This window comes from Lentzea kentuckyensis, from assembly GCF_002150765.1.
Classification (GTDB): domain Bacteria; phylum Actinomycetota; class Actinomycetes; order Mycobacteriales; family Pseudonocardiaceae; genus Lentzea; species Lentzea kentuckyensis.
This window is the reverse complement of sequence record NZ_MUYM01000009.1, coordinates 1-15548: the sequence shown is the minus strand read 5'-3', so window position 1 is coordinate 15548 and position 15548 is coordinate 1. Positions and strand designations below refer to the sequence as shown.

13 protein-coding genes are annotated in these 15548 nt (G+C 68.3%); 4 read left to right on the top strand and 9 right to left on the bottom strand.

The window, feature by feature from the left end; genetic code table 11:
• Positions 1–2 precede the first annotated feature (2 nt).
• Positions 3–968, bottom strand: a complete 966-nt coding sequence (locus tag B0F77_RS05645; protein WP_086661703.1) for a TolB-like translocation protein — start codon at positions 966–968, stop codon at positions 3–5.
• Between the two features lie 137 nt (positions 969–1105).
• On the opposite strand from B0F77_RS05645, the gene B0F77_RS47720 reads away from it, so the two are divergent.
• Positions 1106–1993 (top strand): YveK family protein, encoded by an 888-nt coding sequence (locus B0F77_RS47720; RefSeq protein ID WP_158102610.1) that lies wholly within the window; start codon positions 1106–1108, stop codon positions 1991–1993.
• Complete coding sequence (locus B0F77_RS47715; RefSeq protein ID WP_158102609.1) at positions 1972–3312, top strand: O-antigen ligase family protein; 1341 nt, start codon at positions 1972–1974, stop codon at positions 3310–3312. Before B0F77_RS47720 ends, B0F77_RS47715 begins: the two co-directional genes overlap by 22 nt.
• On the opposite strand, the gene B0F77_RS05635 is transcribed toward B0F77_RS47715, so the two are convergent.
• Together B0F77_RS05635 and B0F77_RS05630 are read right to left on the bottom strand one after the other, a co-directional pair.
• Complete coding sequence (locus B0F77_RS05635) at positions 3265–3447, bottom strand: DUF397 domain-containing protein (RefSeq protein WP_086661702.1); 183 nt, start codon at positions 3445–3447, stop codon at positions 3265–3267. The two genes, B0F77_RS47715 and B0F77_RS05635, sit on opposite strands and share 48 nt — an antisense overlap.
• Complete coding sequence (locus B0F77_RS05630; RefSeq protein ID WP_158102608.1) at positions 3422–4273, bottom strand: helix-turn-helix domain-containing protein; 852 nt, start codon at positions 4271–4273, stop codon at positions 3422–3424. Before B0F77_RS05630 ends, B0F77_RS05635 begins: the two co-directional genes overlap by 26 nt.
• Before the next feature lie 58 nt (positions 4274–4331).
• Here B0F77_RS05630 and B0F77_RS05625 point away from each other — a divergent pair, with 58 nt between their 5' ends.
• Entirely contained in the window at positions 4332–5477 is a 1146-nt protein-coding gene (locus B0F77_RS05625; protein ID WP_158102607.1) for a sensor histidine kinase, read from the top strand.
• Positions 5474–6121 carry a response regulator transcription factor gene (locus B0F77_RS05620; protein ID WP_086661700.1) on the top strand — a complete coding sequence of 216 codons (648 nt, stop codon included), beginning with the start codon at positions 5474–5476 and terminating at the stop codon, positions 6119–6121. The genes B0F77_RS05625 and B0F77_RS05620 overlap by 4 nt, the downstream gene beginning before the upstream one ends.
• On the opposite strand, the gene B0F77_RS05615 is transcribed toward B0F77_RS05620, so the two are convergent.
• The 6 genes from B0F77_RS05615 to B0F77_RS05590 all read right to left on the bottom strand — a co-directional run bounded on the left by B0F77_RS05615 (position 6096) and on the right by B0F77_RS05590 (position 15421).
• On the bottom strand, positions 6096–6875 hold the full coding sequence (locus B0F77_RS05615) for a CPBP family intramembrane glutamic endopeptidase (RefSeq protein WP_086661699.1): 780 nt from the start codon (positions 6873–6875) through the stop codon (positions 6096–6098). The genes B0F77_RS05620 and B0F77_RS05615 overlap by 26 nt on opposite strands.
• Before the next feature lie 188 nt (positions 6876–7063).
• Positions 7064–7621, bottom strand: a complete 558-nt coding sequence (locus B0F77_RS05610) for an acyltransferase (RefSeq protein ID WP_086661698.1) — start codon at positions 7619–7621, stop codon at positions 7064–7066.
• Entirely contained in the window at positions 7618–8700 is a 1083-nt protein-coding gene (locus B0F77_RS05605; protein ID WP_086661817.1) for a DegT/DnrJ/EryC1/StrS family aminotransferase, read from the bottom strand. Before B0F77_RS05605 ends, B0F77_RS05610 begins: the two co-directional genes overlap by 4 nt.
• The gene (locus tag B0F77_RS05600; protein ID WP_086661816.1) at positions 8697–9344 is read right to left on the bottom strand and encodes a NeuD/PglB/VioB family sugar acetyltransferase; all 648 of its coding nucleotides are present in this window, start codon (positions 9342–9344) and stop codon (positions 8697–8699) included. The genes B0F77_RS05605 and B0F77_RS05600 overlap by 4 nt, the downstream gene beginning before the upstream one ends.
• Before the next feature lie 16 nt (positions 9345–9360).
• Positions 9361–14142, bottom strand: a complete 4782-nt coding sequence (locus tag B0F77_RS05595; protein ID WP_086661697.1) for a DUF4082 domain-containing protein — start codon at positions 14140–14142, stop codon at positions 9361–9363.
• 148 nt (positions 14143–14290) lie between these two features.
• Complete coding sequence (locus B0F77_RS05590) at positions 14291–15421, bottom strand: DegT/DnrJ/EryC1/StrS family aminotransferase (RefSeq protein ID WP_086661696.1); 1131 nt, start codon at positions 15419–15421, stop codon at positions 14291–14293.
• Between the last annotated feature and the right edge of the window lie 127 nt (positions 15422–15548).

Sequence of the window (15548 nt, the reverse complement as noted above, 5' to 3'; positions counted from 1 at the left end):
CCTCACGTCACTGGAGAGGGCGAGGTGGCGTCCGGGATCAGCACCTTCGCGGGCTGCGAACCGTCGGCGGGAGCAACGTGAACCGCGGGCAGCTTGGCGTCCTTGGGCACCGCGGCGAACGCCAGTTCGTTCGCGGTGAGCCAGGTCGCCTGGTCGTCGATGCCGGCCGTGCCGGGCAGCCGCTTCTCCGTGCCGGTCGCGAGATCCAGCACGGCGAGGTCCCACGGCCCGAGGCGGCCGATGCGCTTCTTGTAGGCGACTTTCGTGCCGTCCGGCGAGAGCGACGGGCACTCGGCGTCGCGGCGCAGCGACGTCACGGACTTGCTGACGAGATCACCCTTCACGAGCCAGGTGAAGCCACCGCTGGCGAGCGTCGCGTAGAAGGTCAGATCGTTGGAACCGACGGTCAGGCCCCAGTAGTTGGCGTCACTGGCCGTGAGCGGAGCACCCTCCACAGTGGCGGCGAAGTGTTCGATCGACTCGACGGTCTCGCCGGTGCGCACGTCGAAGAATCCGGTCCGGGTGGAAAAGCCACCGGGCACCGAGTACGAGTCGCCGGTGACGAAACTGGTCCACGACACCACGTTCCCGGACTGCGAGACCTTCGCGCGGCTCGGGATGCCGGGCAGCGGAACGGTCTTGATCGGCTTGCCCCCGCGACTCACCTCGGCGGCGTAGGACGGACCGGGACCCGACAGCTTCAGGCACACGCTCGTGCCGCCGGCGGCGTAAAACCGCTGGCAGGCGAGCTCTGTCGGGGTGCGTGCGCCACCGTCGGCGAGCTTCTCGACCCGGTTCTGCCCACCTGCGAGATCGACGAACAGCAGATCGCCGGTCTTGGCCTGCGACACCTGCTCGGCGCCCGCGGGCTCCTTCGCGTCGGTGGCCGCCGTGACGACGTAAGCCGTTGTCCCGCCGATGACCACGAGAATGGCCGCGACGGTCACGGTCAGTCGTCCTGCACGCATGCTGCCTCCTGGATTCCAATCCTTCATCGCTCGTCAGCTACGGCCTGTAACAGTTGGCAGCTCACCCCGATTTTCCAGGCAGCGGATACCCTACGAACAGTGCGTTCGCAAGACCGAGCCGCGGATCGGGGATTTTGATGGACTTCTGGGGAACCGTACGAGTGCTGCGGCGGCGGTGGTACATCGCCCTGCCCGCAGTGCTGCTCACGGGCATCCTCGCGCTGTACGTCTACATCACCGTGCCCACCCGGTACGAGTCGAGCGGCGTGCTGGTCCTCACCTCCCCCGCGGCCGGCGGGAAGTACTCGGGGAACACCAAGCCCGAGGACGTGGTCAAGGTCAACCCGCTGCTGCAGTTCGACGGCAGCCTCACGACGACCGCGCAGATCCTGACGCAGATCCTGGGCGACCCGAAGACGGCGGAGGAGCTGGCCGGCAAGAAGTCCACGGCCACCTACACCGCGAACACCGGCCCCGTCGGCGGCCCGCTGCTGTTCATCTCGACCGAGGCGGACTCGGCCGAGTCGGCGGAGGGTCTCGTCGGCAAGGTGCTCGAGAAGACCGTGAACGAGCTCGCGGCGCAGCAGAAGGCGTTGAACGCGCCCGAACAGACGTTCATCACGGCGCAGATCCTGGTGAAGCCGACGACGGCCTCGGCCAAGATCGGCGGCAAGGTCCGGTACGTCGGCGCGGCCACCGTCGTGTTGCTGCTGCTGACGATCGCCTCGACGTTCGCCGCCGACTCGATCATGCTCAAGGCCAAGCGCCGCAAGGACGCCAAGGACGGCAAGGAGTCCGGCGCGGCACCGTCCGAGAAGGACACCACGCCCGCGCCCCTGCCTCCGGTCCGGCCGCAGGGCCCGCCCCACGGACCGCCGCCGCTGCCGCCTCACCCGCAGAGCAACGGCAACGGCGGGCAACCGCAGCGCCCCGCACCCCAGGGCCTGCCGAACGCGCACCAGAAGACCGTGATCATCCCCGCCCCCAAGCCCCCAGACCCGGCATGGCCGACCAAGGACGACTGACCCAGCAGCGTGCCGACGGCGCCACGCTGCTGATCTTCTACCTGCTGGCGCTGCTCGTCGTCCCGGCCAGGTTCACCATCGCGTTCGTCCCGATCACGCTGCCGCCGGCGTTGTTCGTGGCGCTGTGCCTCGCGATCCTGTGGTTCGCCGCGCACCTCGTCGACCACCTCGGGCTGGCGAAGGGCCGCAACACGGTCCGCACGCTGCTCGGCCTCTACGTGATGCTGCACCTGATGACGTACGCGCTGGCCACCCGCCGGTATCTGCCGCCGGACGAGCTGTCGGTGTCCGACTCGGCGCTCATCCGCATCGTGGCGATGTCGGCGCTCGCGGTGTTCGTGATCGACGCGGTCCGCAGCGGCGAACGCCTCAGCCGTCTGCTGCGGGTGATGGTGGCCTGCCTGACGGTCAGCGCGTTCGTCGGCCTGATCCAGTTCGGCCTGGGCCTCGACCTCGCCTCGTACATCACGCTGCCGGGCCTGCGCGTGCAGGACAACGGCTACTCGGCGCTGGAGTCCCGGTCGATCTTCTTCCGCCCGGCCGGCACGGTGAACCACCCGATCGAGTTCGGCCTGGTCTGTGTGCTCGGTGTGCCGTTCGCCGCGCACTTCGTGTTCCAGGCGAAGGACCGCGGCGAACCCGTCGGCCGCTGGTGGACGGCCCTGTCGCTGCTGGCGTTGATGGCGATCCTGTCGTTGTCCCGCACGGCGATCATCGGCCTGGTGGTGACGGGCATCGTGCTGGGTGTGCTGCTCCCCCGCCGGCGCGGCCTGCCGCTGCTGGGCGTGGGCGCGGTGTTCCTGGGCGGCGCCTCGGCCGTGGTGCCTGGCCTGTTCGGCACGGTGACGTCGATGTTCTCCAACATCGAGGACGACCCGTCGTTCCAGGGCCGCACCAAGGACTACGACGGCGCCTGGCTGGAGATCGCCAAACACCCGTGGCTCGGCCGCGGCTTCGGCACCTTCCTGCCGTCCAAGTACACGATCCTCGACAACCAGTACCTGCTCACGATGATCGAGAACGGCTACCTGGGCCTGCTCGCCTACGTGCTGCTGTTCCTCGGCGGCATCTACGCGGCGCTGCGGGCCCGCGCGCTGTCCAAGGACGAGAGCATCCGCGGGATCGCCGTGTGCCTGGTGGGCGCGATGCTGACGTCCGCGCTGGGCGCCGCGACGTTCGACCAGCTCAGCTTCAGCGTGGCGACCGGGATGTCGTTCCTGCTGATCGGCGTGTCCGGGGCGTTGCTGCGAATAGCCAAACAGCAAGCCTTGTCAGTGCGAGCCCAGCCAACGAACGAGGTCGCGCCACGCAGGGACTGAGAACGCGAGAACATCGCCGCTCGCGTTCTTCGAGTCCCGCACCAACGCGTCGTGAGCCAGCGAGACCTCCACACAGTCGCTGTCAGTCGTGCCACCGCTGTAGGAGCTCTTACGCCAGGTCCGGTCGTTGGTCATGGGGGTCCTCTCGAAGTCCGCTGACGTACTCCGCCAGCTTGTTCTTCGATTGTTCCTCATCCAACGCAACCGCATCCAACCGCTCGAACAGCTTCCTGCTCCAGGTGATCGCTCGGTCTTCCTGCGCAAACACCTTGGCCAAATCGGTCTCGGTGTAGGCCAACGGCGACGCCTTGCCGAACTCGAACAGCGTGCACTTCGAATGGAACGCAACACCTCTGACGCTCATCGGCACCACGCGCACGATGTGCGCGTTGAAGAGCAGGCGCAGGTACTGGTCTTCCATGACCTTGATGTCCCCGACGCGCATCTGCAGCGCCAGTTCATGCACGTAGAACACGCAGTCGGGACGGTATGGCCGCCGCCAGATGCTCTGCCGCCCCATGCGACGTTCGACGCCCTTCTCGATCTCCTCCAGCGACTCACATCCGGTGTCCAGGAACAGTGCCCGCGCATAGGCTTCCGTCTGCAAGAGACCTGGTATCGACAAGATCTCGTATGCCGAGATCTTCGTGGCCATCGACTCGACCATGGCGAGCGTGCGCAGGTTGGTCGGCACCTGAGCGAAGTACAGGTCGAAGGCGTGGCGGTACCGGTTGCCGAACTCCTGGAGGAAGTCGAGATCCTTCCCGCACAGCGACAGGTACTGGGCCAGGTCGATCTCGCTGGCGCGAGCCTTGCCGGTCTCTATGTTCGACACCTTGCTGGGATCCCACCCGAGTTGGGCAGCCATGGAGCGGCCGCCGAACGACGTGCAAGTCTCTCGCAGGTGCCGTAGTTCGTCGCCCAAATCCCTGCTGTAGGCGGTGGATATGATCGCGGTCATGCCCTTGCACGGTAGGCGTTGAAGTAACTCCAAAGAACGGCTCGTTCGGGTGAAAACAGTGCCTGATTCCCTCACCGCCCGCCTCGACCGCTGGGCACGTGAGCACGCCGGGCGCCTGGACGTGGTCCTCGCCGGCTCTGGATGGCTGCTGTTCGGTCTCCCGAGTGCTCTGGTCGCCGGTCTGCCCGGAATCGCCCTGGCCACCGCAGCGATCCTGCCGCTCGCCGTGCGGCGCCGATATCCGGTCGCGGTGCTCGGATGGTCGATCGCGGCGTTCGTCCTCCAGCTCGTGGTGCTACCGGTGCCGTTGCCCGCCAACATCGCGCAAGCGTTCGCGGTCTACACGGTCGCCGCGCACGTCACGTCGCTGACGGTTCGTGTGGGCGCGCTCATCGTCGCCGTCGGTGGTTGCCTGGCCGGAGGACTGCGGTGGAGCACCCCGCCCGCGTACCTGGCGAACGCGATCGGCACGGCCGCGTTCCTGGCCGCCTTCACCACGCTGATCTGGACCGTCGGCAACCTCGTGCGCGGTCGCGAGATCAACCGCCACCGGCTGCGCGAGGCCACCGTGCGGCTCGAACGGGTGGCGGCGGCCAGGGAGATCCACGACATCGTGGCCCACTCGCTCACGGTCGTCATCGTGCAGACCAACGGTGCCGAGTACACCGCCGCGCATGCGGAGTCCTGGGACCGCGCGGATGCCGCGGCGGTCCTCGCCACCATCGGGCGGACGGCGCGATCGGCCCTGGCGGAGGTGCGGGTCGTCATCGACGTGCTGCGCGACGCCGATCCGGACGAGCATCCCGAGGTGCGCGTCGCCGAACTGCGGCAGCTCGTCGACTCGGTCCAGGCAGCGGGCCTGCGCGTGGTCCTGGACGCCGAGCCCGGTGCGTTCGAACGGCTGCCGGCAGCGGTGCGGTTCGCGTTGCTCCGCGTCGTGCGTGAGGCACTTACGAACGTGCTCAAGCACGCCGGCGAGAACGCTTCGGCTCACGTGACGTTCGAACAGACACGACAGAAGGTGCGGGTGCGGGTGACCGACGACGGCTTGGGGCACAACGAGAACGCCGGTTCGGCCGGGCGCGGTCTCGGCGGCATGCGGGAGAGGGTGCGCGCCGTCGGCGGCGAGCTCTCCTCGGGACCGCTTCCCGGCGGTGGATTCGCCGTCGACGCGGAAATCCCCCTGCCAGGCGGCAATCGATGATCCGCGTCTTCCTCGTCGACGACCAGGAGCTCGTGCGCGCCGGGTTCGCCATGATCATCGACGCGACCCCGGACATGCGGGTCGTGGGATCGGCCGGTGCCGGGCAGGCGGCACTCGATCTGCTGAGCCGGCCGGAGCACCAGGCCGACGTCGTGCTGATGGACATCACGATGCCGGGCCTCGACGGCATCGAGACCACCCGGCGTCTTCTGTCCACTCAGGACCCGCCGCACGTCGTCATGCTCACCACGTTCGACACCGACGAGCTCCTCGTCGACTCCCTGCGGGCGGGAGCGTCCGGGTTCCTGGTCAAGGACGCGAGTCCCGCCGAACTGCTGGCGGCGATCCGCGCGGCCGCCGCGGGTGACGCGCCGGTCGCGCCCCGGCTCGTGCGGCGGCTCATCGACTCGTTCGTGCTCACCGCCCCACCACCAGCACCTCCGCCGGCCGCGCACCTCGACCGCCTCACCGGCCGCGAACGGGAGATCTTCGCGCTCGTCGGTCTGGGACTGACGAACGCGGAGATCGCCGGGCGGCTTCAGCTCGCGGAGTCGACGGTCAAGACCCACCTGGGCTCGGTGCTGCGCAAGCTGGAGCTGCGCGACCGCCTGCAGGCCGTCATCCTCGCGCAGACCGCCGGCTGAGCCCGATCGCGCACACGGCCGTGCCGATGAACACCAACAGTCCGGTGTCTCCCGCCAGATACTCGTTGACCACAACGGGTTGCTCGGTCGAGATCGCGTACGCGGTGAGCGCGGCGAAGGTGGCGTTGTGCGCGAAGTGGGCCAGCACTGCGGGCCAGACGCTGCCGGACCTCGTCCGCAGGTAGCCGAACAGGAACGAGAACGCGATGACGGAGCAGGCGAACAGGCCGAGCACGACGGTCCGGTTCCCGTCGCTGTGGTAGTCGGGCGTGAGCAGGATGTACGGCAGGTGCCAGCAGATCCAGACCAGGCCGATGACGAGCATCGCCGTCCGCTCGCCCAGAACCGCGAGTCGTGGCTGGAGATAGCCGCGCCAGCCGATCTCCTCGGCGAACGCGAGGATCGGCCCGGTGACGCACAGGAGCAGGACGTTCGGTAGCCAGCCGCTTGGCGGGGCGGAGAACCGCGCGAAGCCGAGCACCACGACACCCGCGGTCGCGACCGCGGAGACGCCTGCGGTCGTGGCGACCGCGAGCGGCCAGTCACGCAACCCCAGGCGCCCCATCCCCAGCCGCCGCCACCCGTCGCGCCGATACCCCTCGCGGGTGACCACGAGCAGCATCGCCAGCACGACGAGCAACGGGGAGACGGCGAGGATCAGCCCGCCGGCGATGGTGGCGGTGCTCAGCGACGTCCCCAGGACGAGGACGATGAAGACGACCGCGGCGGCGCGGTCGGAGAGCTGTTCGAACACGGACGGGACCTGCTTCCTCTCGAAGGCCCGTCCGAGTTTTCTTGCTCACCGCCGCGCAACCATCCACCCGCGATCGGAACTTCGAGTCCGACCTGGTCCCCCGGTACTAGTCCATGAACGGCGCTTTTGTGGACCTCAGGTCCACGAAAGCGCCGTTCATGGCCAGCTCGCGAGCTGGGGAGGCGGGGTCAGAGGGCTTTCAGGCCGTCCGGGGTCTCTTCGTGGCGGGCGCCGCATTCGACGCACGACAGGTCGCCGGAGAGCCGTGCGCCGCACGCGCAGACCCAGCCCTTCACCACGGCCGGGTTGCCCGCCACGAAGGCGTGCGCGGGCACCGAGCGGGTGATCACCGAACCGGCGGCGGCGAACGCGTGCTCGCCGATCACCGTGCCGCACACCACGACCGTCCCGGCGCCGAGAGTCGCACCCCGGCGCACCAGGGTGGTCTCCAGCGCGTCACCGGTCTTCTTGACGTGCGCGCGGGGGCGCAGGTCGTTGGTGAACAGGACGTTCGGGCCGAGGAACACGTCGTCCTCGCACGTCACGCCGTCGAAGACCAACGTGCCGTTCTTGACCGTCACGTTGTTGCCCAGCACCGCGCGCGACTCGACGAACGCGCCGTCGCAGATGTTGCAGTCACGGCCGATGCGGGCGCCCGGCAGCACGTGCGCGAACGCCCACACGCGCGTGCCGTCGCCTACGTCGTCGGACTCGCACAGCCCCTGAGGGTGCACACGAACGGTCATCGCAGCGCCTCCGTCAACGCCTCGACGACGCGGGCCTGCTGCGCCTCGGTGATCTCCGGGAACAGCGGCAACGACAGCAGCTCGGCAGCCGACGACTCGGCGACCGGGAACGAGTCGTCCAAGTGCGCGAACGCGCCGGTCTTGTGCAGCGGCGTCGGGTAGTGGATGCCGGCACCGACACCCGCGGCGTGCAACGCGGACAGCACTCGGTCGCGGTCCGGCACGCGCACGACGTACAGGTGCCACACGGGCAGGTTGCCGTCCAGCACAACCGGCACCCGCACGCGTTCGACGTCGGCGAGCATCTCGGAGTAGCGCGAAGCGGCGGCGCGGCGGGCCTGGTTCCAGCCCTCCAACCGGCGCAGCTTCGCGGACAGCACCACGGCCTGCAGCGTGTCGAGGCGGCTGTTGAAGCCCAGCACCGGGTGCTCGTACTTGCGCGGCGAACCGTGCTCGCGCAGCAGCTTCACCGACTCGGCGATCGAGTCGGACGTCGTCAGCACCGCGCCGCCGTCGCCGTACGCGCCGAGGTTCTTGCCGGGGTAGAACGAGGTCGCGGCGGCCAGACCGAGTCCACCGACGGCGACGCCGTTGCGGCGCGCGCCCTGGGCCTGGGCGGCGTCCTCGACGACCGGCAGGCCGAGCGGCAGCAGCTCGACGGGTGCGGCCTGGCCGTACAAGTGCACCGGCACAACGGCCTTGGTGCGCGAAGTGACCACAGAGGACACTTGCGAGACGTCGATCAGCAGTGTGTCGTCCACGCAGTCCACGAGCACCGGCTTCGCCCCACAACGGGCGACCGCCTCGGCGGTGGCGATGAAGGTGTTGGCGGGCAGGACGACCTCGTCACCGTGGCCGACGCCCAGTGCACGCAGCGCGAGCTCGATCGCGTCGGTGCCGTTGCCGACTCCGATGGCGTGCGGAACTTCTTGGTAGGCAGCGAATTCCGACTCGAACCTGGCGACCTGGGGGCCGTTGATGAAGGCTGTCGTCTTGAGCACCTCGGCCCAGCCGTCGGCCACCTCGTCGGCCACCTGTTCGTGCTGGGCACGCAGGTCCACCAGCGGAATCTCGATCACGCGCTCTCCCCACGCAACGGGCGGGCCGGCACGCCGGCCCACGTCTCTCCTGCCGGAACGTCCTGCAGGACAACGGCTCCCATGCCGACCACGGCACCGGCGCCGATCTTGCACCCCTCGCGCACCGACGAGCCTTGGCCCAGGTACGCGCTCTCCCCGACGTGCACCGAACCCCCGAGCGAGGCGCGGCCGGCGAACGTGACGCCGTCCGACACCTCGTCGTCGTGGGTGATCAGCACGTGTGGCATGGCCACCACGTGCTTGCCAACAGCCAGCGGGGTCGTGATCACGACACCCGCCAGCAAAACCGTGCCGGCGCCGACAGATGCGCCGGAAGTGACAGCCGCCGGGTGCACGATGGTCGCCCATCGCTCGTCCGGCAGGTCCAGCTTCCTGGCCAGAGCCAGCCGGGACAACGGCCGCCGTGCGTTCGCGATGCACATCACGACGGCCGCTTCCGGGTGTTCAGCCAGGGTGGCGAGCCCGCCCAGCACGGGCACCCCGTCGATCAGGGTGCCGTGCAGGGCGGTGGAGTCGTCGAGTGCCCCGAGGGGCTTCCACGTCTCCGGGAGGAGGCGGACCGCCGCGAGAGTCTCGCGGGCGAGTCCACCTGCTCCGACGAACAGCAGTGGCCGAGGGCTCACCGGCACATCACCGACGTCACTGGAACACCACGTCCACCCAGTAGTTGCCACCGTTGTAGGTCGAGGTCGGGAACCCGGACCCGGCGGTGAACACACCGGCCGACGCCGTGGCGGCCAGCGGCGGCGAGGTCACCGAACCGAAGTAGCCGGCGTTCACCGCGTAATGACCCGTGGTGGTCGTGTACGAGGCCACGTACGTGGTCCCGGCCGTGATCGACACCGGCGAGGAGAACGTCAGCGTCTGCCAGCCCGACTCCGTCTCACCGGAGAAGGTGCCGGTCGCGAGGCGCTGGCCGTCCGCGGACCAGAGCGACCCGGTGTGGGTGCCGGTGTTGCCGGCGCCCTTGTAGAACTTCACACCGGTGATCTGGCCGTTGGCCGTGGACGTGAACTTCACGCCCAGCTCGTACGCACCGTTGTCATCAGCCGAAGTTACCGTCGGCACGGTCGCTCCGCTGAACAGCGAACACGGACAGGTTTGCGTCGTCGCGGAGGTGAACGACCACGTGACGGGGTTCGCCATCATGTTGCCGAACGTGTCGGACATCCTGACGCTCACCGAGTACACGGTGGACGCGGCGAACCTGGCGGCAGGCGTGAACGTGACCATCCTGCTGTCGGGCGAGAGCGCCAGCGTGCCGGCGATCTTCGCGCCACCGGGATCGGTGACGGTGAACTGCGCGCCGTTCAGGTCGACGGCCTCGTCGAACGACGCGGTGATCGTGGACGTCAGGTCCACTTCGGACGCTCCGGACAACGGGGTGTGCGACTGCAGCACCGGTGCCACGTTGTCGGCGTTGGGCTGGTAGACCACGTCGACCCAGTAGTTGCCGGAGCCGTACGTCATCGTCGGGAACCCGGAGCCCGGCTGGAACACGCCGTTCTGCTCCTGCGGTGCCGTCAGCGGCGGCGAGGTGACCGCGCCCGTCGAGAAGTACCCGGCGTTCACCGCGTAGTGGCCGGTGGTGGTCGTGTACGAGGCGGTGTAGGTCTGCCCGGCGCTGACGACCAGCGGTTGCGCGAACGTCAGCGTCTGCCAGCCGCTCGCGGTCTCAGCGGAGAACGTGCCGGTCGCGAGGCGCTGACCGGAGGCGTTCCACACCGAACCCGTGTGCGTGCCGGTGTTGCCCGTGCCCTTGTAGAAGCGGACACCGGTGATCTGGCCGGACTGGGTCGGGCTGAACCGGACGCCGAGCTCGTACGCGCCGGTGTCGTCGGACGACGTCACCGTCGGCACGGTCGCCGTGCTGAACAGCGAGCACGGACAGGTCGGCGTGTTCGTGGTGGTGAAGCCCCACTCCGCGGGCGTCGGCATCGCGATGCCGTTGACGTCCGCGATACCGACGTGCGCCTGGTACCGCGTGCCGGCCACGAGCTTGCCGGACGGCGTCCACGTGACCGTCTTCTGGTCGCCGGACAGCGACACCGAGCCGTTGAGCTTGCCGCCCTTCGGGTCCGTCAGCCAGATCTGCGCCGACGCGGGGTCGACCGGTTCGCTGAACGTCGTCGTCAGCGTGCTCTGCAGGCCCACGTTCGTCGCGTCCACGGCAGGCGTGCGGTTCGTGATCGACGGCGGCGTGGTGTCGCCGTTGAGGCCGTTGCGGTAGATGACGTCGACCCAGTAGTTCGTCGCGTTGTAGGACGAGGTCGGGAACCCGCCGCCGCTGCCGTAGCGGTAGACGCCGTTCCCGCCGTCCTCACCGTTCTGCAGCGCGTGCAGCGACTGGTAGGCCGCGCCCTGGCCGTTGAAGTAGCCGGAGCTGACCGAGTACCGGCCGACCGGTGCGTAGTACGAGACGACGTAGGTCGTGTTCGCCTGCACCTGGACCGGCGAGGTGAACATCAGCTTCTGCCAGCCGGACGTGGTCTCACCGGAGAACGTGCCCTGGGCCAGCAGCTGGCCCGTGGAGGACCACAGCGATCCCGTGTGCGTGCCGGTGTTGCCGATGCCCTTGTAGAAGCGGACGCCGAGCACCTCGCCCTTGCCGTCGAAGCGGACCTTGGTGCCGAGCTCGACCTGGGTGGTGTCACCCGCGTCGATCACGGCGGGGGCCGCGAAGTCGTCCCAGATCGTGCACGGGCAGGCCGCCGGTCGCGGCGAGCCGGTCGTGAACGTCCAGTTCGCCTGCGACGACATGTTGTTCGACGCGTCGGCCGCCTTCATGGTCACCGTGTAGGCCGTCGCGGCCGCGAGCGGCGTGGACGGTGTGAAGGTGATCGTGCGGGCGTCGTTCGAGATCGTCTTCGTGCCGCTGACCGCACCGGCCGGGCCGGTGACCGTGACCTGCGCCGAGGTGAGCGTGACGTTCTCGTCGAACGTGCCGGACACCGTGGTGTTCAGCGCGACCGAGCCGGCGTTGGCCACCGGGGACGTCGCGGTCTGGACCGGTGCGCGGGTGTCGGGACCGGGGTCCGTCGCCCACACCACGTCGACCCAGTAGTTGGTGTTGTCGAACGAGTTGTTCGGGTAGCCGGCGCCGAAGCGGAACACGCCGTTCGGTCCGTCCACACCGGACTGTAGTCCGGTGACCGGTTCCATGTACGCCTGCTGGTTGAAGAACCCGCCGGTGTCGTACGCGAAGTGCCCGGTCGGCGTGTAGTACGAGACGACGTACGTAGTGTTCGCCGTCACCGCGATCGGCGACGCGAAGAGCAGCGTCTGCCAGCCCGTCGGCGACTCGTTGGTGAACGTACCGGTGGCGAGCAGGTCACCGGCCGAGGACCACAGCGAACCGGTGTGCGTGCCGGTGTTGCCGGTGCCCTTGTAGAACTTGACGCCGCGGACGTAACCGTTGCTCGCGGCCTTCCACTTCACGCCGAGCTCGACCTGCGAGCTGTCGTTGGCGGAGGTGACCTTCGGGACCTCCTGGCCGGAGAACATGCCGCACGGGCAGGTGCGAGCGGCCACGTTCGGCGAGGCCTGCACCGGCGTCGACAGGTTCAGCGAGTCGTCGACCGCGCGGACCCGCAGTGCCGCGGCTCCGGACTGCGACGGCGTGTAGGTGTAGCTCCACGTCGTCTGACCGGCCTGCCAGTTGGCGTAGTGCCAGCGGGTGCCTCCGTCGGTGGAGACCTCGACGCCCGCCACCTTGCCGGACGCGTCGATCACCGTGCCGCTGAAGGTGTAGGGCTGGCCGACCGCCGACTGCGACGGCAGCGTCGTGATCTGCACGCCGGGCGCCGCGTTGTCGTTGATGGCACCGGAGATGACGAGCTGGTCGGCCGCCCACAGCTGGTAGGGCTGCACGCCCATGTCCGCGAGGAAGTTGACGGTCGCCTGCTTGATCCGCTTGTCCGAGGTCGGGGTGTTGGTGAGGAACGCGTGTTCGTCGTCCACGCCCCACGCCCACTGCACCGTGCCCGCGCCGAACACCAACGCACCGGAAGGCGCGCGGTAGTAGGTGATCGCGTGGGTCTCGGGACCGCCGCCGTACTCGTCGCCGTAGTTCTTCAGCGCGTAGTAACCGTCGAGGTTGACCGTGGTGCGCGACATCTGCGCGACGCCGGCGGGCTGGAAGCCGTTGTCGTACACGGTGTTCCACTCGTAGCCCAGCGTGCCGGGCTGGAACGTGTACGTGGTGTCGGCCGCCAGGTTCGGCAGGTCGGTGTTGCGCCAGAGCCGCATCTTGCCGTACGCGGCCGGTACCTTCAGCGCGTCGTCACGCCGGCCGTTGACGGTGAACATGTTGCCCAGCAACGCGTTCTCCGGCCTGCCGCCGTCCTGCGGCGGGCTGTAGCGCGGGTCGCGCCAGGTGCCGGTCCAGTTGCTCAGGCCGTCGCTCTGGGTGCCCTTGGTCTCCTTGAAGCAGGCGATGGTGCGCCAGTCCGTCTGCGAGGAGTCGATGCTCTTCTCGTAGCGGGTCTTCCAGAAGATCTCGTTGCCGGTCAGGAACGCCATGTGCACGCCCGCGTCCCGGGCCGCCAGCACGTTCGCCATCTGCTCGTTCGACCAGTACTCGTCGTGGCCGACGGCCATGAAGACCTTGTGGTTCTTGATCAGGTTGCCGCGGCGCGCGGAGTCCACATCGGTCGTGTAGCTCAGGTCGTACCCGTTGCGTTCCAGGAACCTCAGCATCGGGTACTCGGCGTTGAAGATGAAGTTCTCGTCGCCGTCGCCGCCGGTGTACGGGCGGTTGTAGCTCACCTTGTAGGAGCTGCCGCCCTGGCCGGGGCCGTCACCGAAGTAGAGGCTGTTGCCGCCGTAGCGGTTGTACGCGACCCAGGTGGCGTCGGAGGTCTGGAAGAACACCTTCGAGGTGGAGCTGTCGTCGCGGACGACGAACGCCATCTCGTTCTCGGCACCGGTGTCGTTGCGCGTCATGCGCACGTAGTAGATGCCGGAGACCGCGGTGGACGGGATGTTCCAGGTGACCGACACGGCCCAGTTGCCGCAGTCGATGAGCGCGGTCGGCGCGTCCCGCAGACATGGTGGCTGGTTCTGCGGTGTGTTCCGGTTGACCGTGCCCATGTACCGGGCGCCCTTGCCGTTGTACCAACCCATTCGGTAGATGTCGAGCTTGTACGAGGAGGCGGACGTCAGCATCTTGAAGCTGACGGTCTGTCCCACGTTGTAGCTGATGTCCGTTGTGTACCCGAGGATCGAGTCGTCCCGGTACTGCGCCTGCCAGTTGTCCGCACCAGGTTGCGTGTTCTCACACGCGACCTTGTTGGTGACCGGGAAGTCACACGGAGCGGCGTTGGCGTTGGGGGCGTTGAACACCCCCAGCACGAACATGGTGGACGCGATTAATGCCGTGATCACAAGCACCCGCACGAGACGCGACTGCTGAGCCACCATTGGGTTTCACCTCTCGGACGGAGTTACCGTGTGTGATCCGCGCACTACGCTGGACAGCACAGGGCTGCTACTCCGAACGTCGGCGATCTCGGGAAAACTGTTACGTGTCAACACAAAAATGTTCCGGTACAACCTGAATCTTTATCTTTCAACCACGCACGGTCAGTTGGGGTGTGTGGAGAGTTTCCGACAACGCTGACACGACGGTGTCCTGTTCGGACTCGGTCATGTCGTGGAACAGCGGGAGAATCAGCGTCCGGGCCGTGAAGGCCTCGGTCACCGGCAGCGCGGCGCTGGGGTGACCCTCGTAGGCGGGTTCGAGGTGTGACGCCATGATTCCGCGCCGTGCCGACACTCCACGTTCGGCAAGGCCCGCAAGGATTTCCTGGCGGTCCGGCGCGCCTTCCGGCAGCCAGACCCAGAACGACTGGTAGTTGGTCGTGCCGTACTCAGGGTCACGGACGGGCGTGACGCCGGAGCCTTCGAGCAACGCGTGGTAGCGCGCGGCCAACTCCCGGCGACGAGCGATGATCGCGTCCAGTTTGGACAACTGCACCAGACCGACCGCGGCCTGGATGTCGGTCATCCGATAATTGAATGCCGTCTCCAGGTACTGCTCGATGACGGCCGATCCACCGTTGTGGCGGTCCGCAGCGGAGACGCTCATCCCGTGCTCCCGCAACCGCTTGAGCCGAACGGCCCAGTCGGCGTCGTCCGTGGTGACCATGCCGCCCTCACCGGTGGTGAGGAGCTTGCGCGGGTGGAACGACCAGGCGGCCAGCACCGCGTTGGTGCCGACCGGCTTGCCCTTGTAGGTGGAGCCGGCCGCGCACGCCGCGTCCTCGATCACCACGATGCCGCGCGGTTCGCACAACGCCTTGAGGGCGTCGACGTCCGCGGGCACGCCGGCCTGGTGCACGACCATGACCGCGCGGGTGCGCCCGGTGAGCACCGGTTCCACTGTGGACGCGCTGAGGTTGCCGGTCTCCGCCTCGACATCGGCGAACACCGGGGTCGCGCCGGTGTAGCGGACGGCGTTGGCGGTCGCGATGAACGACAGCGACGGCACGACGACCTCGTCACCGGGACCGATGCCGAGCAGGTGCACGGCGAGGTGCAGGCCCGTGGTGCAGGAGGACACGGCGACACCGTGCTGTGCTCCCACCGACGCCGCGAACTTCTCCTCGAACTCACGGACCCGCGGGCCCTGCGCCACCCAGCCGGACCGGACGGCCTCGGCGGCGGCGAGCGCTTCTTCTTCGCCGAGCAACGGCCGCATAACCGGAATCAAAGCTCTACCTCTTCGTCGGCGGTTCCGGCGTCTGCAAGTACCACCAACCCGTGATCGAACCGCCGCTACCTACTACCAACCTGTTCGGCGATCGCCGAACAGGTTGGTAGTAGGA

Coding starts and splice junctions, on each gene's coding strand:
- B0F77_RS05645 (WP_086661703.1), bottom strand. CDS start 968: ATGCGTGCAGGACGACTGACCGTGACCGTCGCGGCCATTCTCGTGGTC.
- B0F77_RS05595 (WP_086661697.1), bottom strand. CDS start 14,142: ATGGTGGCTCAGCAGTCGCGTCTCGTGCGGGTGCTTGTGATCACGGCA.
- B0F77_RS05630 (WP_158102608.1), bottom strand. CDS start 4,273: ATGACCGCGATCATATCCACCGCCTACAGCAGGGATTTGGGCGACGAA.
- B0F77_RS05590 (WP_086661696.1), bottom strand. CDS start 15,421: ATGCGGCCGTTGCTCGGCGAAGAAGAAGCGCTCGCCGCCGCCGAGGCC.
- B0F77_RS47715 (WP_158102609.1), top strand. CDS start 1,972: ATGGCCGACCAAGGACGACTGACCCAGCAGCGTGCCGACGGCGCCACG.
- B0F77_RS05635 (WP_086661702.1), bottom strand. CDS start 3,447: ATGACCAACGACCGGACCTGGCGTAAGAGCTCCTACAGCGGTGGCACG.
- B0F77_RS05610 (WP_086661698.1), bottom strand. CDS start 7,621: ATGACCGTTCGTGTGCACCCTCAGGGGCTGTGCGAGTCCGACGACGTA.
- B0F77_RS47720 (WP_158102610.1), top strand. CDS start 1,106: ATGGACTTCTGGGGAACCGTACGAGTGCTGCGGCGGCGGTGGTACATC.
- B0F77_RS05620 (WP_086661700.1), top strand. CDS start 5,474: ATGATCCGCGTCTTCCTCGTCGACGACCAGGAGCTCGTGCGCGCCGGG.